Origin of the sequence: Chryseobacterium sp. S0630, assembly GCF_024158915.1 — a bacterium.
Lineage (GTDB): Bacteria > Bacteroidota > Bacteroidia > Flavobacteriales > Weeksellaceae > Chryseobacterium.
Genome location: NZ_JAMZGF010000007.1, coordinates 16,600 through 39,104 on the forward strand (window position 1 = coordinate 16,600; position 22,505 = coordinate 39,104).

A 22,505-nucleotide genomic window follows, 5' to 3' on the forward strand; every position below is an offset into this window, starting at 1 on the left:
TAAAAAGTCTAAATGAATAATAAAGGATTCAACTGGTTCTTTCCTATTGCAATCGTAGCTCTTTTGCTATTCTTTGGCTCCAATTTCCTTGGAGGTGATGCAGCAAAATCTATTGATGAAGATGGTTTCTTTAGAGAAATGCAGGCGGGCAAAGTCCAGAATATAATTATATACAAAGACATAGAGAAAGCTGATGTTTTCCTAACAAAAGAAGCAAAATCGGCAATGGTTTCCAAAGCCGGAAAAGAAAACAACCCTCTTTCTGCCTTCGAAATGGCTCCTAAAGCAGATTTTTCTGTGAAATACGGAGACCTTCAACTTTTCCTTCAGAAATTTGAACAGGTCAAAGCCAGCAATCCGGTTATTAAAACAACAAAAGATTACGGAACAGGTAAGAGTGCATTAATGGACATCTTGGTTCCTGCATTGGTTTGGATTTCTATTCTTGGATTATTCTACTTCCTTCTTTTCAGAAAGATGGGCGGTGGTGGAGGTCCTGGCGGACAAATTTTCTCTATCGGAAAATCTAAAGCGAAGCTTTTCGACGAAAAAGAAAGAATTCAGGTAACATTTAAAGATGTTGCAGGATTGGAAGGTGCTAAAGAAGAAGTTCAGGAAGTAGTAGATTTCTTGAAAAACTCTGAAAAATATACAAAACTGGGAGGTAAAATTCCTAAAGGAGTTCTTTTAGTAGGGCCTCCGGGAACAGGTAAAACCTTATTGGCGAAAGCTGTTGCAGGTGAAGCTAAAGTTCCGTTTTTCTCACTTTCAGGTTCTGATTTCGTTGAAATGTTTGTAGGAGTAGGAGCTTCCAGAGTAAGAGACCTTTTTGCTCAGGCTAAAGCAAAATCTCCGGCCATTATCTTCATTGATGAGATTGATGCTATCGGACGTGCAAGAGGAAAAAATAATTTCTCCGGCGGAAACGATGAAAGAGAGAACACTTTGAACCAGCTTCTTACTGAAATGGATGGTTTCGGAACAGATACCAACGTTATCGTAATGGCAGCAACCAACAGAGCGGATATCCTTGATAAAGCTTTGATGAGAGCAGGACGTTTTGACCGTTCTATCTATGTAGATCTTCCGGAGCTTCACGAAAGAAGACAGATCTTTGATGTTCACTTGAAAAAGATCAAACTTGATGATAATGTAGACAGAGAGTTTCTTGCAAAACAGACTCCAGGATTCAGTGGAGCAGATATTGCAAATGTTTGTAACGAAGCAGCGCTTATCGCAGCAAGAAATAACCATACTTCAGTAACAAAACAGGATTTCCTTGATGCTGTAGACAGAATCATTGGTGGTCTTGAAAAGAAAAATAAAGCAATCAAGCCTTCTGAAAAAAGAAGGGTGGCTTACCACGAAGCAGGGCACGCTACGATCTCATGGTTGGTAGAACACGCATCTCCACTTTTAAAAGTGACGATCGTTCCTAGAGGACGTTCACTGGGAGCAGCATGGTACCTTCCTGAAGAAAGACAGCTTACCACTACTGAACAGATGTTGGACGAAATGTGTGCAACATTAGGAGGTAGAGCAGCAGAGCAGGTTATTTTCAATAACATTTCTACAGGAGCACTTTCTGACCTGGAGACAGTGACGAAAAGAGCTCAGGCAATGGTAACAATCTACGGATTAAGCCCGAACATTGGTAATATTTCTTATTATGACAGTTCAGGCCAGTCTGAGTACAATTTCGGAAAACCATATTCTGAAGAAACGGCTACTAAGATTGATGCAGAGATTAAATCTATCATTGAAAACCAATATGAGAGAGCAATAAGAATCCTTGCTGATAATAAAGATAAACTGGATGCTTTAGCTAATAAGCTGCTAGAAAAAGAAGTGATCTTCCGTGAAGACTTAGAAGAAATATTCGGAAAAAGAGCATGGGATCCTGAATTGACAGAGAAGCCTGTAACCAATACTATTCCTGAAAAAGATCAGCCGGTAGTAGTGGAAACACCTCAGATTAAAGAAAAAGAAGAAGAAAGCGAAATACAGGCTCCAGAAAGCCCGACACAGCTTTAAGACTCTTAAAAAATAGAATTCATAAAAACCTGACAACTGCAAAATTGTCAGGTTTTTTCATATTTAAGGAGATATTTTGGACACTATTGTAATTTATTTTCTATTTTTGTATAAAGTTGACTAAAAATAGATTAAGTTGAATTTATTCAAGAGGATTGTAAGCAAACTTACCAACCAGCCTGAAGAAGAGGACAAACAGAGCCTGGAGAAGCTTGGGGATTCGCTGAAAAATGCGGATCTTGACTATAAGTTTGCGCAATTATTTACGCATTCGGGGGGATTTTTTAATTATTGTGCAGATGAAGCGGAAGCTCTACAAACTTTAAATCAAATTATCAAAATAGAAGGGATCCACAATCTTTTTTGTTGGGATAAAGAACTTCAGAATTTTTTGAACGTTGTGAAGTCTTCATATACTTCAGAACTACAGCCGTCTAATGACGCCGCATTCATCACCTGTGAATATCTGATCGCTTATGACGGCAGAATCATGCTTTCACATAATAATATTCTTCATTATCATTCTTCAAGGCTTCCCGATAGAATTATCATCATTGCCAATGTTTCTCAGATTGTAAACAACCTGAATGATGCTATGGGGAAAATAAAAAGGAACGGAAATATCAAGAACCTTACTTCCATAAGCGGAAGCCAATCGAAAATGGACAGTTCTTCCAATTCCAATACAAAACTGTTTTTATTGCTGCTTGAAGATTAAGCAACCACTTCTAAATTTTAAATTTTGGACAAAAATCTCATTCAAAGAACCGTATCAGGTATCGTTTATGTAGCTATCATTATTCTTTGTTCTACTCCGCTGGGAGCACAGCTGCTGAACAATATTGCACCTGGTCTTATCAAGCAACAGTATCTTTATCATGGATTAATGAGCCTGCTGCTGATTGTAGGAACATGGGAATGTGTCAAAATCATGAAGTTTGGAAACGGCTATGAAAAATGGGTCGTATATCCATTGGTCATTTTTATATTTTACATGTTTTCCAAAAGATATTTTAATCACGATTTCTTTTTTGATTTCAGGCTTAGTGAAATACTGGCACTGGCACTTATTGGGATTGCTGTGGTTACTTTATTCAAATATCCCAACGAATTATACTTCGACAGTGGGAAACTTATTTTTACCGTAATCTACGTAGCTCTGCCATTTAGTTTTGCATTGGGGCTGCCAAAGTTCTCAAGCTATAGCGATAGTTTCTCTTTGGAGGTTCTGTTTCTGTTTATCCTGATCTGGAGTAGCGATACCTTTGCATATTTGGTAGGGAAATTCTTCGGTAAACATAAAATGGCTCCTAAAATATCCCCTAAAAAAACATGGGAAGGGTATGCCGGAGGTGTTATTTTAACATTGGTTTTATCCTACTTTATTGAACATTATCAGCCTGAGCTGAGAGGCAACTGGATGGTAGTAGGATTTTTGATTGCTGCCTTTGCTCCTTTAGGAGATTTGGTGGAGAGTCAATTGAAGAGAAACTTCGGTGTAAAGGACAGTGGAAACATCATTCCTGGGCATGGAGGAGTTTTAGACAGACTGGATAGTTTTATTATCTGCGTTCCTGTCGTATATTTGTACTTTATTTTAGAAAAATTTATTTAGTCTCATGAAATTACATAGAGAATCAAAAGGAACGATTACCGTTGCGACCCTGCTTTTTATTATTCTGGGCGCTCTAGCAATTTATTTCCTTGAAATATGGTCACTGGTGATCATTATGCCTTTGTTGGTTATTTACGGTTTAGTATTCTGGTTCTTCAGAGTTCCGGATCGTAATATTCTTGATCACAGAGAAAATGTTATTGCTCCGGTGGACGGAAAAGTGGTAATGATCAAAGAAGTGGAAGAGGATGAATTCATAAAAGGAAAAGCTATCCAGGTTTCTATTTTTATGTCTCCACTCAATGTTCACATCTGTAGATATCCGGTTTCGGGAGAAGTGATTTACAAAAAATATCACCCGGGAAAATATCTGGTAGCATGGCATGAAAAGTCTTCTACAGAGAACGAAAGAACTACGGTAGCTGTTCAGACGATGACTAATCATAAAGTAGTCTTCAGACAGATTGCCGGATATGTTGCAAGAAGAATCGTTTTCTACTGTAATGAAGGAGATAAAGCAAAAGCCGGGCATGAGTTCGGATTTATTAAATTCGGTTCCAGAATGGATGTATTCCTTCCTTTGGATACTGAGATTATCTGTAAAATCGGAGATATTACAAAAGGAGGAGAGCATGTTATCGCCAAACTGAAAGAAAATTAATATTCTTATCGTATATAAATCAAAAGAGAGCTATAAAGGCTCTCTTTTTTATTTTGTAAACATTACCCTCGTTTGAGTGTTTTAAGATTAAATTACGCATGAGTAATATTGCGTATCGGAAGATGAATGCTTTTACGTGGAGATCAATAATTTTGCATGCTTAAAAACACAAGCTCATGCTTTTAAGTGATCTGAGGTAAATGCTTATTAATTTATTGTCAAAAATGGTATTTCATTTGAAAATTTTAATAAATTGTAGCTAGAAAACACCTTAATCATATCCTTTTTAATGCTGAAAAAGACTATACATTTCGTTTTGTAGATTTTTTCTTTTGCAAGAAAGGCTGTTAATATTGGGAAATTTATGCTTTCAGGAGTACGAATGCCAACTTAAGCTTGTGAAAGCATAAAAACAACAACAAGATGATTTATAAGTTTTTCTTTAAGGTGATCAACGACGAAGCGGAGAATATGGATGATGATTTTGAAAGTAGTTATCTTCATCTTATTAACCGGTATCTGCTTTTATTGTTCTTCATATTCCTGTTTTATTCCATTTTCATAATTACTTTTTTCGGGGATATGCTGATCTCCATATTTCTTACCGTTATTACCTTTTTCTGGTTGTTTTTAATGGCTATCAAGGGAAAAATGAAACGGTTCAGGAAGGTGTTGAAAGGAGCTGTTATCTTTATACTTGCCCTGTTGACTTTTATTGTAAGCTTTTTTCATATTTATACTTACAAAAATGCGGGAGTAGAGTATTTCTACTTTTGTCTCTTGTTTGCAGTTCCATTTTTTCTGAACTATAAAAAAGATTCTTTTGCTATCTTTTTCATTGCTTTTATGATCAGTATTAATTTTATTGCCTGCCTTTACTTTGATTTTGATTTTCTTCCTAAAAGCAGATTTATAGAAAAAGAGGATTTTAAAACAATAAAATTGCTGAACATTTTATTTTCAGTTGCCTCTTTCCTGATGGATATCGTTTTTATTACCCAGAAAGACGCACTGATTCATGGTTTGATTTCCGATAAAAAAGAAAAAGATTCTACCATCAAAGATCTGGTAAAAACGAATGCGGAACTGATGAAACACCAGATGCTGATCAATCATCTTTCAGAAGAGAACATTCAGGAAATTTTGAATTTGGCGGAAAGTAATTCGCCTATGTTTTTTGAAAAATTTCAGGTGTTTTTCCCGCATTTTATTCCTGATATTTTAAAAATAAATCCTAATCTGATCCATTCTGAGCTCTACTTCTGCGCATTGATGAAGCTGGATTTTGATACGAAAAAGATTGCACAGTGTACCAACAACAGTATTCGTGCTGTGGAAAGTAAAAAGTACAGAATCCGGAAGAAACTCAATATTTCCTCAGAGATTAATATCAATAGCTTTCTTATAAAAATTTAAACAAAATTCTGATTTTTGTTACTCATACGTAGTGTTGAGTAGCTTCTGATGGTAATTTTTGAGTTTGTTGTCGATATTTTTACTTAAAAATATTGTGATGAATATTAAAGACATTCATATTGGAAACCTGATCAGATCTAAAGTAGAAGAATATCAGATTTCAATAGAAAGAATTTCCCGATTTTTAAACAGGACGGAAGATGAAGTAGAGATGATGTTTCATGCCAAAAGTATGGATACTGATGTTCTGTTGAAATGGTGTAAACTTTTAAAATTCGATTTTTTCAGGTTCTATACAGGCCATCTGATTTTGTATGCTCCTCAGGCAAGAATTGATAATGAATTCACTCAAAAGAATGACACTCTGGTTTTCAGAAAGAGCATCTACACACAGGAGGTTAAAGATTTTATTCTTGATAAAATAAAAACGGGTAAAATGACTGCTAATGATGCTGTTAAAAGGTATAAAATACCCAAGACCACTTTATATAAATGGATGAAAAAAATATAATATGATTCCTGATTACAAGCAGATTTATACCGATATTCTTGAAGAAAAGTTTCCTGAAAAATTACTGGATGCGGCCATAAGGCTTAAGCTGGAAACATTGCATTCAGCTTTTGATATTCTGAAATTTAATCAATTGATTTTTGGAGATGCCAACTATACAGTTGGATGTGATAATCAGAGACTCCGTTCTTATGACGAAGAATCTATTTTGAAAATTCTCAGTTACCAAAAAAGAAACGGACTGACTAATCTTCAGGTGAGCCATCATTTTAAGATAAGCCGAAATACAATTGCCAAATGGAAAACCATTTTCAAATCATAAAAAGTGTTGTATTCTGTTTAATCTAATTGCTTTATTTTTTTCTATTGCATAAGAGATAATTGATTTTATGCTGTTTTGATTTTGTTTTTTGAATTTATGGTTGGGTTTTGTTAAATAACTCAACTTTTTTATTTGTATCGAATGTTATGATAAGTTATTGACGTTTTGTGAGTTTTACTACGCGTGAGTAGTATTGCGTAGCGGGAATTAATTTGTAATCGCTTGTGGTTGATAATTTTGTGGAAATTAAATGTTCAGGTTAAAATTTAATTATCAAACAATTATAACTTATACAATGATGGAAACAAAATTTACAATGCCTTCAACCAAAGTCTTGTTCATCGCAATGCTCTTTGTTTTTGGAAAATCTTTCTCTCAGACCAACAATGGTGCAGTAGGGATTAATACTACAACCCCGAACGCTAATTCCGTTTTGGATGTTGTTTCAGGAAATAATAATAAAGGAGTTCTTATTCCTCGCTTAACTGAAGCCCAGCGAAATGCAATTGTAATTAATCAATCCAATGATGATGGTTTGACGATTTACAACACCACAGAAGACTGTTTCAATTACTGGAGTCTTGCGGATAACGAATGGAAAAGTGTCTGCGGACAGATGGGGAAAGCTGTTTTTACCATAGACTGTTCCACATCCAAAGCCATGGGTAGCTATGTAAAAGGAAAAGAGCTTACCAACTCGAATTACCTGAGCATTGCCGTGAATGTGACAAAGCCCGGTAATTATACCATTTCAGGAACTACCACAAACGGATATAATTTTTATGGAACCGGCGTATTTCTAAATGCCGGAACGCAAACCATACAGATTCCGGGACAGGGTGTTCCTCAGAATATTCAGACAGATAATGTGTCGCTGGAAGCCAACGGAACAACTGTTACCTGTACTCCTGCCATTTCTATTGCTGTGTTAAGTCCTGCAGGAACGTATACAATGAGCTGTGGTAGTGCCACGGTAAACGGTATTTATAAAGTAGGAACAGCTCTTACCGCTTCCAATACCATTACTTTACCAGTGAATGTTTCCACATTGGGAAGCTACACTATTACAACCAACACGGTTGACGGAATTTCTTTCAGCGGGTCAGGAACCTTTACGGCTACAGGAAATCAGAATATAACATTAGGAGGAGCGGGAACACCTTCTTCTACGACAGTAAAAACAATAACTATTACTTCAGACAGCCAGGGAGGTGTATCTACAACGTGTTCTGTCAATGTGATTGTGGTAGTTCCAAAGAAAAAACTTTTAACAATCGGAACGGCGCCAAATGGTTGTGGATATAATGTTTCAGGAACTTCTCCGTCAGGAATGGTAACGAAAGCGGCTGCTAATTTTGGAACATTGGCCAACAGCATCGTAAAGTACGAAGGATGGGATCAGATCATAGATGGTACAGACAGCCCGAGTGCTGCACAGTTAACGACCTGGACCACCGGATCTAATCCTGTAGATATAATCGTCATAGGATATGCGTGGGGTATGAATGCTGCGGAAGCACAGGTTTTAAAAAATTATCTGGCAAAAGGTGGTGTAATCGTAGCTTATTCTGAAAGTAATGCCGGAATGCAGAATCTTTTCAGAAATGTTTTTGACGGATCAGTAAATACAGGAAGTGTAAACAGTGCAGGAGCAATTTATAAACTGCCAATGACCAATGATGAAATACTGAACGGTCCTTTCGGTGACATCAGAGGATTGCAATGGGGAGAAGATGCTTCTTCCACAACGTATGCAACCGGGTTGCCATCAAGTGAAATTACAGTCTATTCAGGAGATACAAATATTTCTACAGCTTCACCATCGGGAACTGTAGGCCGTGTAACTGCGTTTAAGCATAATACACTGAACTTCATCTGGGTAGGAGATGGCGGATTCAACTCTCAATGTGGAACAGTTACTTCTCCCAATACTTCTGATACGATATGTCCATTCTATGCAGATACGAACTATAAGCCTATTGCTAAGCCTAATTATGGAAATGGAGCAGCTGCCTACGAAATGAATGTATATAACTCAATATTCTATGCGAATGCTCTTGCCTGGGCAATTAAAAAGGCAGAGTTCAACGGAATAAACACAAAATGATAAAGTTTTTTAAAGATGACTCCGGCACGATTATTCGTGCCGGAGTTTTTTATTTTATATACTTTTTAATCTCTTCTGTCAGGCTTATTATAAATTCTACAGGAATATCCTCTTCCATATCAATAAGAAGGATTTTAAACTTCTTTCTGCCGTCCTGGATGAGCTCAGGATAATCAAGTCTGTCACCATGATAAAAGCTCAGGTAATGCTTTTTGTATTTTTTGCTGTAGTAGAAATAGCACAGCATTTTCTTTTTGTATTTGATAAAGGGAAGACCGAAACTGAATGTTTCTGTAATGTTTTCCGGATCTGAAGCTAAGATCGTATCACGTAAAAATAAAAGAGTACTTCTTTCAGGCTCTTCGATTCTGTAGAAATACTCTTGTATAGGGTTCATTTTAATTCAATTAAAAGATTAGTCGAAGTTTTGAAGTTCGACAAGTTTGTGATACATTCCTCTTTTTGCGATCAGATCGTGGTGAGTTCCCTGTTCCACAATATCACCTTTTTCCATCACTACAATCCAGTCTGCTTTCTGAATGGTTGAAAGACGGTGAGCAATAACTAGAGAAGTTCTGTTTTCCATCATTTTCTCCAGTGCATCCTGTACAAATCTTTCGGATTCTGTATCCAGTGCAGAGGTGGCTTCATCCAGAATCATGATAGGTGGGTTTTTCAATACCGCTCTGGCAATAGAAACCCTTTGTTTCTGACCTCCGGAAAGTTTACCTCCGTCATCTCCGATATTGGAATCATATCCCTCAGGAAGTGTGGTGATAAATGCGTCTGCATTGGCAATTTTAGCGGCTGCAATCACTTCTTCTCTGGTGGCATCAGGTTTACCCATCAGAATATTATTGTAAACGGAATCATTGAATAATACAGATTCCTGAGTTACCATTCCCAATAGCTTACGGTATTCCTGTAGCTTTAAATGTTTGATATCTGTTCCATCAATCAGAATTTCTCCTTCCGAAACATCATAAAATCTTGCTAAAAGATTGGCAATAGTTGTTTTACCACTTCCACTTTGCCCAACAAGAGCAACGGTTTTTCCTTTTGGAATAGAAAGTGAGAAGTTTTTAAGAATCGTATGGTCTTTATCATAGTAAAAACCAATATTATTAAATTCGATTGAACTATTTAATGTTGAGATAGAAACAGGATTTGGTACTTCGTCAATTTTCACATCCGCATCCAGAATAGCTAAAACTCTTTCAAGAGAAGCTTCACCCTTTTGAACATTCGAAATAGATTGAGATAAACTTTTCACAGGAGGTAAAATCTGGAAGAAAATACCCAGAAAAACTAAGAAATCTGCAGGAGAAATACTTTGTTCTACAATGATTTGCTTTCCACCGTACCATGCGATAATCAGGAACGTAACCGATCCTAAAAATTCGCTCATAGGAGAAGCCAGTTCCTTTTTTCTTCCTAAATTTATTGAACTGTTGATCCATTTCTGCATAGACTGCATAAAACGGTTGTCCATTATTTTTTCTGCGCTGAAAATTTTAATAACCTTCGTAGATTTTAGTGTTTCATCTACAATCGAGAAAATATTTCCCATCTCATTTTGAGCCTGGTGAGAATCTTTTTTCAGACTTTTTCCTATTAAAGCAATCATTGTTCCCATTACAGGCAATACTAAAAGAGAGAAAAGAGTCATCTCTGTACTTAAAAAGAAAAGCGTCACCAACGTACTGATCAGCATGAAAGGGGCGTTGATTAATTCCACTAAACTTCCTAAAATATTACCTTCAACTTCACCCACGTCATTGGACATACGGGACATCAGATCTCCCTTTCGGCTTTCTGTAAAAAAGGAAACAGGTAAAGCAAGAATCTTTCTGTACATCGCTCCACGAAGGTCTTTGGTAACCCCTACACGGTAATTGATCAGTAAAAATGAACCTAAATATCTGAAAAGGTTTCTCAGCAAAAACATAAAAGCTGTGATCACACAAAGCCACGCCAAAACGTTAAGTGCTCCATATTGGGTTACTAAACTCTGAACATAATAATTGGCATATTCTTTTGCATAGGAGAAAAAATCTAAAATTTCTCCCGAATACACAGGTGGATGGCTGTATTTTTTAGCCTCAATGGTTCCGAAAAGCATTCCCAAAACAGGTAGGATTGTCCCTAAGGAAGCAATCTGGAATACAGAATACATAAGATTGAAAAACAAACTTCCGTAGATGTATTTTTGGTGAGGTCTTGCGAACTTTAGTATTTTAATATATTGGTTCATTCAATGAAAAAATTGGATAGCAAAATTACGTAAAATTAAAAGATAAGACGTTCTTAATCCTGTTTTACTTTACTGGATAAGTTTCAAAAAGTGTCTTTTTGTTACAACTCAGCGCTATTAAGCATTATTTTTTTGAATAAATAAACCTGAACAGGGCTTAAGAACAGGAGATCGTAAGGTATTGCTGTTTAATAAAAAAAACTGCTGAAACAGCAGTTTTTATATTATTTCAATTAAAATTTTACCTGATCATTGTATTTAGGAGCAAAATTTTTAGGACTCAGTTTGTCCAGTGTTTTTCCCAAATTATTGATGATCTGAGTCATATTATCAAAATCTACAACGTTGATGTCATCATTTTCATGGTGATAATGAGACGCTTTGGTCATATCAACAGTAGAAAATGAATGGGCAATGATTTTCTTTTTGACAAAGCTTACATTGTCTGAACGGTAGAATAGCTGCTGTTTTGCATAGGGATCTGCATTGATTTTTAATCCATTCACTGCATTTTGATTGAAAAGTTCATCAAGATCTGAGAATCCGTCTCCTGTCATATATAATGCATTTTTTCCCCATTGAGATTCTGTAGCAACCATTTCAAAATTGAAAAGAGCAGTCATTTTATTATAAATATGATCCAGATTTTTATCGGTGGAAATCGCTCTTGAGCCCAACATTCCTTTTTCTTCTCCATTGAATGCCATGAATACCATAGAGAATTCCGGTTTTTTATTTTTAAAATAATCGGCAATGCCTACCAGAGTAGTAATTCCGCTGGCGTCATCATCTGCTCCGTTATAAATATTGTCTCCGCTTTTATCACTGGTTCCGATATGGTCAAAATGACCTGAAAAACCCAGATACTGATCTGATTTTCCTTTTTTGATTCCGCAAACATTGTATACGGTCTTTCCGTTGTAGTCAAAAGGTACCAGATAAGATTTTCCGGTACAATATTCCAGATTATTTTCTTTGAAAAGTTTTGCAATATAATTGGCAGCATTTTCATTTTCCTGAGTTCCGATCTCACGGCCTTTCATTTCATCTGAAGCGAGAGTGGAAAGAACTGTTTTTACTCTTTCCTTGGAAACTTCCTGTCCAAAAGTAAATATGGAGAATAGTGATAAAGTAAGATACGTTAGCTTTTTCATTGTCTTTTGTTAAAATTATATGATCTGTCGTGCTTTTAATCAAAAAGTTGCAATGAATTTACATAATTTAAATTAAGAATGGGTGACAAATAAAAAAACAGCTCCTTAAAAGAAGCTGTTCTCACTCAAAAAATCGTTGTAAGGCTATCGAAGTCTGTCTACAGATTTTACGAGCCTCTCATCTTTACGGATGTAAATGTTTGCTATAAGCAGACAGATTACCGCAATCAATGGGAAAATCGGCTCAATACCCTTCTCAGGAATTTGAATTCCTCCGGATAAGTTTAGTAACCAGTACGCCAATACACCAATCAACAAAACGTTTATAATGATGCTGATGGTATTCAGCAAAATTTGTCTTTTTCTGTTTTTGAAACTAAAAATACTTAATGCTCCGATAATAACAAGTACTATACAGCTTATATTAAGTAAAGGAATACTGTCTGAAATGACAACATCCTGTCCTGTTATAAAAAGGAAAACAGCAGCTAAAACTGCTAATAAAGTCCATATTGTTTGTATTCTCTGTAGCATTGAATATTAAATTCTTGGCAAAAATAATATAAATTTTGCACAATTCAAAAATAAGTGTAGATTTGCATTATACAATGTACTTGAAAACAAAAGTCACCGGACTTACTTTTCTTACTCACAATTAATTACATTTTTACATTAAATATGTTTAACATAGAAACGTTAAGGTCAAAATCCGTAACGGAACTGACTAAAATCTTAAAAGATTTGGGCGTTAAAGTTGCAAGAACCAGCAATGAAAATGACAAGATCTTTGCTATTCTTGACTTTCAGGCTTCTAACCCTAAAGTTGCAAAAGATTATTTCAACGCCACAGAAACCGCCAGTGTAAATACTGAAGAGGCTCCAGCAGAAAAACCTGCCAAAGCCCCGGCAAAAAAAGCTGCCCCGAAAAAAACAGCAGCCAAGCCAAAAGCACCAGCAAAAGCTCCGGTAGAAACTAAAACAGAGGAAATAGTAGAAGAAAAGGTAGCTGCTTCTGAAGAAATAAAACCGGAAGAACCAAAAGCTGAACCCACTGTAGCAACAGTAACAGAAGAATCAGCAGCAACTGCTCAGGCAAAAAAGAAAAGAAAAAGAGTTTCTACCAATGCAGGGAATGCAGAAGTATCTCAGGAAAGAACTGAAACTCCAAAAAACACAGAACCTCAAGAGCCTGCTCAGGCTGAAGAAAAGCCTAACAATCCTCAACAACCACAGGCTAACAGACCCCAAAAAGGGCACAACCATCCACAGAACAGTGGAAACCAACATAAAAATCAAAACCAACAACATCAGCATCAGCAGCACCAAAACCAAAATCAGAATCAAAACAGACATTCTGAAAAGGCAGAGGAGCAGAACGACCATAAAAAAGAATTCAATTTCGATGGATTGGTAAGTATTGAAGGTGTTTTGGAAATCTTACCGGATAACTATGGATTTTTACGTTCCTCAGATTTCAGCTATATCTCTTCTCCGGATGATGTGTATGTATCTACAGCACAGATCAGGAATTATGGGTTAAAAACCGGAGATACAGTGAAAGGAATTGTAAGACTTCCAAAAGAAGGAGAGAAATACTTTTCATTGTTAAAACCAACAGAAGTAAACGGACGTGATCTTGCATTCATCAAAGACCGTGTTGCTTTTGAATATCTTACTCCGCTTTTCCCGGAAGAAAAATTCAATTTGGCAGGAAGCAATTCTACCATTTCTACAAGAATTGTAGATTTATTTGCACCTATCGGAAAAGGTCAGAGAGCAATGATCGTTGCACAGCCTAAAACAGGTAAGACGATGTTGCTGAAAGATATTGCTAATTCTATTGCAGCCAACCACCCGGAAGTATACATGATGGTTCTTCTGATTGACGAACGTCCGGAAGAGGTTACTGATATGGAAAGAAGCGTAAATGCAGAAGTAATTGCTTCTACATTTGATGAAGCAGCAGAAAAACATGTGAAAGTAGCCAACCTTGTTCTTGCAAAAGCACAAAGAATGGTAGAATGCGGACATGATGTGGTTATTTTACTGGATTCTATTACAAGATTAGCAAGAGCTTACAACACCGTAACGCCTGCATCTGGTAAAGTGCTTTCCGGTGGGGTAGATGCCAATGCTCTTCACAAGCCAAAAAGATTCTTCGGAGCGGCAAGAAAAATTGAAGGCGGAGGTTCTCTTACCATTATTGCTACAGCATTAATTGATACAGGATCTAAAATGGATGAAGTTATCTTTGAAGAATTCAAAGGTACAGGTAACATGGAACTTCAGCTGGACAGAAAAATTGCCAACAGAAGAATTTATCCTGCTATTGACCTTATTTCTTCCAGCACCCGTAGAGATGATCTGCTTCTGGATGAAGTAACTTCTCAGAGAATGTGGATCTTCAGAAAATATCTTTCTGAAATGAATCCTGTAGAAGCTATGGAATTTGTTAATAAAAACATCAAAGGAACTCTGAATAATGAAGAATTCCTGATGTCTATGAATAAATAAATTTAATTTAATATTGTTAAATAGAAAGCACGGATCATTGGGTTCGTGCTTTTTATTAATAGGATAAAAAAATTAAAACTTAATTCATTCTAAATCAATATATCAATGTTAAAGATTTATTAAAGTAATCCACAATCCTTGATAATACCTTAAATATTGGCTAATTTTGAAATATAACATTAAAAATAAAGATTATGTCATTTGAATTACCAAAACTAGGATATGCATACGATGCATTAGAGCCAACGATCGATGCAAGAACTATGGAAATCCACCATACAAAACACCACCAGGCATACATTGACAATTTAAATAAAGCAATTGAAGGAACTGAACTAGCAGGAAAAACTATTGAAGAAATCTGCCAGACAGGAACTGACAAGCCAGCAGTAAGAAATAACGGAGGAGGTCACTTCAACCACTCTCTATTCTGGGAAATTTTAACTCCTGGAGGAAGCAAAGAGCCTGTAGGAAATGTAAAGGCTGCTATCGAAAATTACGGAGGTCTTGATAAATTCAAAACTGATTTTTCTGATGCTGCTAAAACAAGATTCGGTTCAGGATGGGCTTGGTTAGTAAAAAATGCTGACGGTTCTGTATCTGTTTCTTCTACACCAAACCAGGACAACCCATTAATGCCTGTGGCAGACGTTAAAGGAACTCCGGTTTTAGGATTAGACGTTTGGGAGCACGCTTATTATTTAAACTACCAAAACAGAAGACCTGACTATGTTTCTGCATTCTTCGATGTAGTAAACTGGGATAAAGTAGAAGAATTATTCAATAAATAATTTTCAGCTATTATAAAAATGAAAAGGTTCAGAATTATTCTGAACCTTTTTTATTGCATAAATTTAAATTTACCTTATTGCATCGCTTCCGGATAATCCATTCAATCTTAGCTTGTATTTCCAGTTTACATAGGCGAAAACCTGGTATAATTTATATTCAAACTTGATCCCGTAATTTTCCTTAGGATCATAATCTATCCCGGATTCAATAATATTTCTGTACCTGCCGGAATTATAATAGCTGTTCCACTCGTTGACCAAGAATGTGTTTTTTGTCTTCAGATAAGATTCTGTATACTGGCTGATAGGTTTGGCGACAGCACTCAGAAAATAATCAAATTGGGTATCAATGACCGTAAGTTCCCATTCTCCGTCTTCATTTTTAGAAGGCTTCATTTCATGTTGCTCTTTATCTTTCTTTGGTGTTTCCTGAGAAAAACAGCTGAAAGGTATCAATGCAATCATTACTAATAAAATAATATTTTTCATGATATAGGTATTTATATAAAAAAAGCACTCCAATAAGAGTGCCTAACTTTTTTATGGTTCTTTCTGAAGAACTACAAATGCCGGGAAGTGGTCACTGTAGCCTCCTGTAAACTGATCTCCATTCCAGGATCTGAAAGGATATCCTTTGTAATTTCCTTCTTTATTGACAAGATAAGCCGGAGCGAAAATTTCTGCTTTGTACACAGAATATTCTTTAGTTACCTGATCTGAAATTACGTTTTTAGAAACGATAATCTGGTCAAACAGGTTGGGAGCATCCTGATAAGCTAAAGAAGCAACTCCTTTCTTATATAAAGGATACATCAAGTTAAGATAAGGAGTTTCCTCGCTTAAATCTTTTGGATTGGCCTGAGCTTTCAAATGGTTTTTTAAACTTGGGCTTACAGGATCGTCGTTAAAGTCACCCATAGCAAAAAGCTTTGTTGTTGGATCTGCAGCTCTTATGCTGTCCATCTGTTGTTTTAATAAAGCAGCAGCAGCATTTCTTTTAGGTAGAGAAATTGCTTCACCACCTCTTCTTGAAGGCCAGTGGTTCATAAAAAACGCTACTTTTTCATTATCTAAAAATCCTGTTACTACAAGGATGTCTCTTGTGTATTCTCTTTTTCCGTTGTCACCGTAAATTACCAGTTCTTTTTTTAATGAATTGGTTGGGGTAAACCTTCTTTTCTGATAGATCAATGCAACGTCAATTCCTCTGTAGTCATAAGAGTTGTAATGAATAATTCCGTAGTCATATTTCTTTAAAGCAGGTTCGTTCACAAGATCCTGAATGACCTGTCTGTTTTCAACCTCAATTAAACCTACTACTGCAGGAGCTGTTTTGGTATATTGTGCTCCCATTTCAGAAATTACCTTAGCTTCGTTAGCCAGTTTTGCCTTATAAATTTTAGCTCCGTAGTTCTTAGCGCTTTTAGGAGTGAATTCTTCAGAGCCACTTTGTATTCTTACTGCTTTTTTCCCTTTTAAAGCTCCATCGCTCCATGGTCCGTCATATTTTTCTGCTTCCAGAAACTGAATAGAATCCATCGGGATACTTCTGTGGAAAGCAGGGTTTTTAATGTCTTTGGTTCCGTCAATATAATCTGCTGAGCGAATAGTGTCCCAAAGGTTTTCTACATTTAAGAAACCTACGGTTGCTACTTTTCTCAGTTTTCCTTGTTGTTGGGAGAATGCCACGATCGAAATAAACAGGGCAAACAGACTCGAAAATCTCTTCATCTCTTTGGAGTTTTATTATACTATTAATTACAAATTTACTTTTTTTTAACTTGCTGCGTTTTAAATATTTGTAAATTTAAAAGCAGTAATTCGAACCTCTCTTTTATAATGATTCTTAAAAGATTGCAATGTTAAGGAAAAATAACGTTAAAAAAGTTCTGAATTGCAAAATTTGATTAAATTTGTGCCCCCAACTTTTAAACTGTTGAAAATTAACAATAAAAGTATTAAAAAATAAATATACTCATGATTAAAAAATTATCATTGATCTCTTTATTTACTTTGCTGCCTGCGTCATATTATTATGCGCAGACCACTGTGTTTGCGTATCTTAAGGATGCGGACGGTAAACCTGTGGAGCAAGCAAGTGTAGATTTAAAAGGAGCAGGAAATGATGCAAAGGCAGACAAAATCGGATATTTCCAATTTAAGGATTTGATGCCTGGACATTATCAGATTATGGTTACAAAACCCAATTTTGAAACTAAAATTTTTGAATTTGATGTAACCAGTGATGAGAAAAGAAAAGATCTTGGAGTAATTACTCTTTATTCTGCACTGAATGGTGCTGATCAAGGGTTAGCTATCATAGAAGATTCTGGAGAAAGTGATGGCGGTGGTGCACAGCAAACAGCAACGGTAGGATTATTACAGTCTTCTCAGGATGTTTTCAGCAGAATTGCAAGTTTTGATTTAGGACCTTACTGGTTCCGTCCAAGAGGAATTGATAGCAGAACAGGTGAGAATATGATCAATGGGGTTTCTATGGCCGCGGCAGATAATGGAGATGTAGACTTCAGTACCTGGGGAGGATTGAACGAAATTACCCGTTACCCGGAAATTGCAGCTAACCATGCCCCTTCAGAGTATGCTTTCGGAGGAACTACCGGAGTTTTTTATAAAAATACAAAAGCCAGCGAGTACAGAAAAGGAAGTCAGTTGACGTACTCTCTGACCAATAGAAATTATACCAACAGATTATCCTACAGATTTTCATCCGGAATGAATAAGAACGGATGGGCATTTACAGGAATGATTGCGAGAAGATGGGCACAGGAAGGGATTCAGGATGGTACTGCTTATGATGCATACAGCGGATATGTCGGTATTGAGAAGAAATTCAGTGATAGCCATACTATGACTTTGAATGCCATAGGTTCTAAATATGCGAGAAGCTCTTCAAGTCCAAGTACTCAGGAAGTATATGACTTCAGAGGAGTTCATTATAACTCTTATTGGGGATGGCAAAACGGAGATAAAAGAAATGAAAGAGTGAAAAGAGGTTTCCAGCCGATGATTCAATTACAGGATTTCTGGAAAATCAATAAAAACTCTCAGCTATGGACGTCTGTTTCTTACCAGTTTGGGAAAGAGTACAGTTCAAGATTAGACTGGTACAGAGCTAATAACCCTTCTCCAACTTATTACCGTAATCTGCCAAGCTATTGGTTAAATTATACAAATCCATCTCCGGAGCAGGCTGCCAACATCGGAATCACAAGAGACTGGTGGACGAATGATGACCAGTCACACACACAGATCAACTGGGATAATCTTTACAATGCGAACAGAAACGTAGAGTACAATGCGTTACTTGGCGGAAGAAGAGCTGCTTATTATCTTGTGGATGACGTAAAAGATGATAAAGTATGGAATGTATCTACTCACTATACGTATAACTTCACCGATACTTCCCGTTTTATCTTAAACTTATCTTACCAGAACTACAGATCTGAGCAGTACAGAGAAGTGAATGACCTATTAGGTGCTGATTTTGCATTGAATATGGATCCATTTGCATCTAATACAACAGCAGGAAATGCTTGGGGGAAATTCAATACGAGAGAAAGCGATACAGATGTTGCCAAAAGAGAAGGTGATAAAATCGGATACAGCTATATCTTCAGAAGACAGGAATTCAAAATAAATCCTGCTTTCAAATTCTCCACAGGAAAATTTGATGTTTTTATTTCCGGATTATTCGGTTATACTACAAACAGCAGAGAAGGATTGTTCCAACACTATCTGTATGAGTCTTCTTACGGAAAAGGAGCAGATCAAAACTTCTGGAATGCAGGGGTTAAAGGTCAGGTTACCTATAAAATCAATGGGAGAAACTTCCTGGTTTATAATGGAGCTTACTTTTCACAATCTCCTTTCTTAAATGATATTTACTTTAATACAAGAGTAAGTGGTGTTACTACTCCGGGGATCAAAAATGTTGTTGTTGATGCTAACGATTTGAGCTACGTAATCTCTACCCCAATTGTTAAACTTAGATTGACAGGTTACCTTGTTAATACTCAAAACGAAACAAGCGTACAAAGATATTTTGCACAAGGTGTTAAATTAACTACCTTAACTGAAAGTGGAGAACAGGCTCCAATTCAGGATGGGGCTTTCATTACGCAGGTATTGGCAGGTGCGAATAAGAGAAATATGGGAATTGAGCTTGGTGCACAAGTGAAAGTAACTCCAACCTTAACTGCCAGTGGGTTATTAAGTTTAGGACAATACACTTATACCAATAACCCTACAGTGTATTTTGCATCTGATGCCGTTGGAACTTTCAGAGAGCTTGACGGAAATGGAAATATCGTATCAAGATCTTATACCAACATGGGTGAGGCTACTCTTAAAAATTACAGACAAGGTGGTACTCCTCAGGAGGCATATACGCTAGGTCTTCGTTACAACAGCCCTAAAAACTACTGGTGGGTAGGAGCAACTTGGAACTACTTTGGGCATTCGTTCCTGGATCCATCTCCTGTAACCAGAACAGAAAGATTCTACACCAATCCAAATACACCTGGAGTACCTTCTGATAATGTCACTGAAGAGGAACTGGCAAGAGTTCTTACGCCTACAAAATTACCTTCAGCATTCTTCTTCAATGTGAATGCAGGGAAATCCTGGATGATTGGTAAGTATTATGTAATGGTATCCGGATCTGTCAATAACATCCTTAATAACAGAAACTATATTACAGGAGGATTTGAGCAGACCAGAAATGTTAACTATACTGATTATGCTAATGATTATGACAGCGGAAACATGGTATTCGCTCCTAAATATTGGTACAATCAGGGTAGATCTTATTTTGTTAATCTTCAATTCAGATTCTAAAAAACTAAAATTAAAAATCGAAAACAATGAAAAATATATATTTTAAAGCGGCGATCTTCAGTGCCATTTCAATGCTGTCTTTCTCGTCTTGTGTAAAAACTGATGATTATGATGTGCCGGAAATCAAGTGTACCAACAGATTTGCAGCTGCAAATCACCCACTAACTGACCTTGCTACCATTGCAAAAGCAAAACCGGGTGAAGCTGATATTATTAAAGAAGATTATATCGTTGAAGCTTATGTTTCTTCAAGCGATGAGTCCGGAAACATTTACAAAATGATGTTCCTTCAGGATAAACCTGAAAACCCTACACAAGGTATTGAAATTGATATCGATGGTGGAAACCAATATCTTGATTATCCTACAGGAGCTTTAGTAAGAATTAACCTGAAAGGATTGATCGTTCAAGGTGTTAACGGAAATATCAAAGTAGGTACTTATGATCCAAACTATCCTATCGGTAGAATTAATCCTAATAAAGTATCCAATTACCTGGCAAGAGTTTGTGATGGGCAAAAACCTGTAGTAGCTGCAATGAAACCATTGGAGTTCAATTCTATCTCTGATGCTTTGAAAAACGGTGCTCACATCAACCAACTTGTAAAAATTAAAAACGTTCAGTTTGAAGAGCCTGAACTGACAAAAACTTTTGCTGATGAATCAGCTACGGGTGACCGTTATATTACAGATAAAAAAGCAGGAAGATTAGACCTTCGTTTCAGCAACTATGCAACGTTTGCGAAATCTCCGATCTCTCCTAAATATGAAAAAAGCGGTGATATCGTTCTTCTTCTAAGCCGTTTTACAAGTTCAAGTAATGCAACGATTTTCACAGATCAGGCTTATATCAGAAATCTTGATGATATTAACTTCCCGAATGCCAGATTCACTCCAGGTGAGCCGGAACTTCCATCAGCGAATGCTGTCAATCTTTTCCCTAGTTCTGATTTTGAAAACTGGCCATCTTTCCTGTCAAGTTTAAACAGCTTTGGACTTATGTCTTATGCATCTCAGGGTATTGGTTTGGGGTATAACGGGACAAACTCCCTTCAGATTAAAGGGACACCTGCCAATAATGACTATGTATTTACAGCGAATGCAGGGTCAGGAATACCAGCAGCTCCAAAGAGAATTACAATGTATATCAAAGGTACTGCATCAGGAAAATCACTTTCTTTCAATGTATACAGAGCAACACCATTGGCTCCTAATACGTCTGCTTTCTATACATTCAATTTAGCAACATTCTCTACAGGTGCTACTTTAAGTCCGGAAAGTACGAATTCATATAACGGTTCTATCAATACGAACGGACAATGGAGACTGATTGAGCTTACGCTTACAGGTCTTACTGATCTTAATACTACCGCTGGAAAAACTATGTTTGCCCTTAAAACAGGAAAAGACGGTATATATGATCTTCAGATTGATAACATCAAAATTGAGTAATAATTAGAATAGAATATATTTTAATTCATTTAATAATAAAAAAACCACTGTTGAAGCAGTGGTTTTTTATTTTCTTTTATTTAACTGTAATCGTTGGATCCCAGTAAAAGTAACCGTACAGAATCTGTTTGTTACTGTCATTCGGATCTAAAATATAAAGTCCAAACTGTACATAGAAATTCTCTGTTCCCGTAGCTTTTACTTTAGAGTCAATACTCGCAAATGTGATATCTGCGCTGGCAGCAGGAAGACCATTTTGAGAATTCAAATTAGGTACAGCAGCCTTTTTTCTTTCCACAGAATTGTATATAAAGCTGTTAAAAACCTGATCGCCTGACCAGTACTTAATATTATAGATGATTACTGCATCATCGGAGTTTTGGTATATTGATGTTCCTCTGAAAGAAACAGTATCTCCGGCTCTTGCACTGAAATTCAAATCAGCTGTACCTTGCCCGGAAATAGCGTTGGCATTGGAAACGATCATATGTTGGCTGTTATGATCAATCCCGGTAGGATTATTAGGGTCTGTACTTGGGTTTTTATAAGTACCTCTTACATAATCCGTGTCAATAACGATCAGGACATCAATTTCCTGACTGGATGATTTTAGTTCTATATCTTCCATGATATTTAGTTTTACTTGGTGTTTTCTTACTCATTGGGCTTTTCAGATTCCGCCCCGTTATTAAAGTGATACGGCTTCACTGATTGGGTTGTAATTACAATACAAATGTACATTGCTGAAAATGAAAATATTAGAGTAAAAATGCGGAAATTTTGGATTAGGTATTTGTACTTAATTAATCTCTTTTTAG

At 36.5% G+C, this 22,505-nt stretch carries 19 protein-coding genes; 12 read left to right on the forward strand and 7 right to left on the reverse strand.

All coding sequences use genetic code 11. The annotated features are described in order from the left end of the window. Positions 1 to 12: 12 nt before the first annotated feature. From ftsH to NK356_RS04905, 8 genes are all read left to right on the forward strand, one after another. The gene (gene ftsH / locus NK356_RS04870) at positions 13 to 2,034 is read left to right on the forward strand and encodes an ATP-dependent zinc metalloprotease FtsH (protein WP_034691584.1); all 2,022 of its coding nucleotides are present in this window, start codon (positions 13 to 15) and stop codon (positions 2,032 to 2,034) included. A gap of 136 nt (positions 2,035 to 2,170) precedes the next feature. Continuing rightward, on the forward strand, positions 2,171 to 2,752 hold the full coding sequence (locus NK356_RS04875; protein WP_034691583.1) for an LUD domain-containing protein: 582 nt from the start codon (positions 2,171 to 2,173) through the stop codon (positions 2,750 to 2,752). A 24-nt stretch (positions 2,753 to 2,776) separates the two neighbouring features. Then, positions 2,777 to 3,649 (forward strand): phosphatidate cytidylyltransferase, encoded by an 873-nt coding sequence (locus NK356_RS04880; protein ID WP_034691581.1) that lies wholly within the window; start codon positions 2,777 to 2,779, stop codon positions 3,647 to 3,649. A gap of 4 nt (positions 3,650 to 3,653) precedes the next feature. After that, positions 3,654 to 4,310, forward strand: coding sequence for a phosphatidylserine decarboxylase family protein (locus NK356_RS04885; protein WP_034691579.1), 657 nt, complete (start codon positions 3,654 to 3,656; stop codon positions 4,308 to 4,310). Positions 4,311 to 4,733: 423 nt separating this feature from the next. After that, a complete protein-coding gene (locus NK356_RS04890; protein ID WP_051934164.1) occupies positions 4,734 to 5,726 on the forward strand; it encodes a hypothetical protein in 993 nt (330 codons plus the stop codon). Between the two features lie 97 nt (positions 5,727 to 5,823). Then, positions 5,824 to 6,237: a transposase gene (locus tag NK356_RS04895; RefSeq protein WP_034691577.1), complete on the forward strand. Its 414-nt coding sequence runs from the start codon at positions 5,824 to 5,826 to the stop codon at positions 6,235 to 6,237. Position 6,238: 1 nt separating this feature from the next. After that, the gene (locus NK356_RS04900) at positions 6,239 to 6,559 is read left to right on the forward strand and encodes a hypothetical protein (protein ID WP_034691574.1); all 321 of its coding nucleotides are present in this window, start codon (positions 6,239 to 6,241) and stop codon (positions 6,557 to 6,559) included. A gap of 295 nt (positions 6,560 to 6,854) precedes the next feature. Next, positions 6,855 to 8,666: a hypothetical protein gene (locus NK356_RS04905; protein ID WP_156106352.1), complete on the forward strand. Its 1,812-nt coding sequence runs from the start codon at positions 6,855 to 6,857 to the stop codon at positions 8,664 to 8,666. A 49-nt stretch (positions 8,667 to 8,715) separates the two neighbouring features. On the opposite strand, the gene NK356_RS04910 is transcribed toward NK356_RS04905, so the two are convergent. From NK356_RS04910 to NK356_RS04925, 4 genes are all read right to left on the reverse strand, one after another. Continuing rightward, positions 8,716 to 9,063: a DUF1801 domain-containing protein gene (locus NK356_RS04910; protein ID WP_034691569.1), complete on the reverse strand. Its 348-nt coding sequence runs from the start codon at positions 9,061 to 9,063 to the stop codon at positions 8,716 to 8,718. Positions 9,064 to 9,081: 18 nt separating this feature from the next. After that, on the reverse strand, positions 9,082 to 10,920 hold the full coding sequence (locus tag NK356_RS04915) for an ABC transporter ATP-binding protein (RefSeq protein WP_034691567.1): 1,839 nt from the start codon (positions 10,918 to 10,920) through the stop codon (positions 9,082 to 9,084). Positions 10,921 to 11,153: 233 nt separating this feature from the next. Then, entirely contained in the window at positions 11,154 to 12,074 is a 921-nt protein-coding gene (locus NK356_RS04920) for a M28 family peptidase (RefSeq protein WP_034691565.1), read from the reverse strand. Positions 12,075 to 12,218: 144 nt separating this feature from the next. Next, positions 12,219 to 12,608 (reverse strand): DUF4293 family protein, encoded by a 390-nt coding sequence (locus tag NK356_RS04925; RefSeq protein ID WP_034691563.1) that lies wholly within the window; start codon positions 12,606 to 12,608, stop codon positions 12,219 to 12,221. 144 nt (positions 12,609 to 12,752) lie between these two features. On the opposite strand from NK356_RS04925, the gene rho reads away from it, so the two are divergent. Both rho and NK356_RS04935 read left to right on the forward strand, forming a co-directional pair. Further along, positions 12,753 to 14,588 carry a transcription termination factor Rho gene (gene rho, locus NK356_RS04930; RefSeq protein ID WP_034691561.1) on the forward strand — a complete coding sequence of 612 codons (1,836 nt, stop codon included), beginning with the start codon at positions 12,753 to 12,755 and terminating at the stop codon, positions 14,586 to 14,588. Between the two features lie 194 nt (positions 14,589 to 14,782). After that, positions 14,783 to 15,379: a superoxide dismutase gene (locus NK356_RS04935; protein WP_034691558.1), complete on the forward strand. Its 597-nt coding sequence runs from the start codon at positions 14,783 to 14,785 to the stop codon at positions 15,377 to 15,379. 69 nt (positions 15,380 to 15,448) lie between these two features. On the opposite strand, the gene NK356_RS04940 is transcribed toward NK356_RS04935, so the two are convergent. Then, on the reverse strand, positions 15,449 to 15,868 hold the full coding sequence (locus NK356_RS04940) for a DUF6146 family protein (RefSeq protein ID WP_034691555.1): 420 nt from the start codon (positions 15,866 to 15,868) through the stop codon (positions 15,449 to 15,451). 51 nt (positions 15,869 to 15,919) lie between these two features. Continuing rightward, the gene (locus NK356_RS04945) at positions 15,920 to 17,110 is read right to left on the reverse strand and encodes an endonuclease (RefSeq protein WP_034691553.1); all 1,191 of its coding nucleotides are present in this window, start codon (positions 17,108 to 17,110) and stop codon (positions 15,920 to 15,922) included. Positions 17,111 to 17,356: 246 nt separating this feature from the next. Here NK356_RS04945 and NK356_RS04950 point away from each other — a divergent pair, with 246 nt between their 5' ends. Both NK356_RS04950 and NK356_RS04955 read left to right on the forward strand, forming a co-directional pair. After that, positions 17,357 to 20,236 carry a carboxypeptidase-like regulatory domain-containing protein gene (locus NK356_RS04950; protein WP_253316365.1) on the forward strand — a complete coding sequence of 960 codons (2,880 nt, stop codon included), beginning with the start codon at positions 17,357 to 17,359 and terminating at the stop codon, positions 20,234 to 20,236. Between the two features lie 26 nt (positions 20,237 to 20,262). Next, the gene (locus NK356_RS04955; RefSeq protein WP_034691549.1) at positions 20,263 to 21,687 is read left to right on the forward strand and encodes a DUF5689 domain-containing protein; all 1,425 of its coding nucleotides are present in this window, start codon (positions 20,263 to 20,265) and stop codon (positions 21,685 to 21,687) included. A gap of 76 nt (positions 21,688 to 21,763) precedes the next feature. Here NK356_RS04955 and NK356_RS04960 read toward each other — a convergent pair whose 3' ends face one another. After that, positions 21,764 to 22,315 (reverse strand): inclusion body family protein, encoded by a 552-nt coding sequence (locus NK356_RS04960; RefSeq protein WP_034691547.1) that lies wholly within the window; start codon positions 22,313 to 22,315, stop codon positions 21,764 to 21,766. Positions 22,316 to 22,505 lie beyond the last annotated feature (190 nt).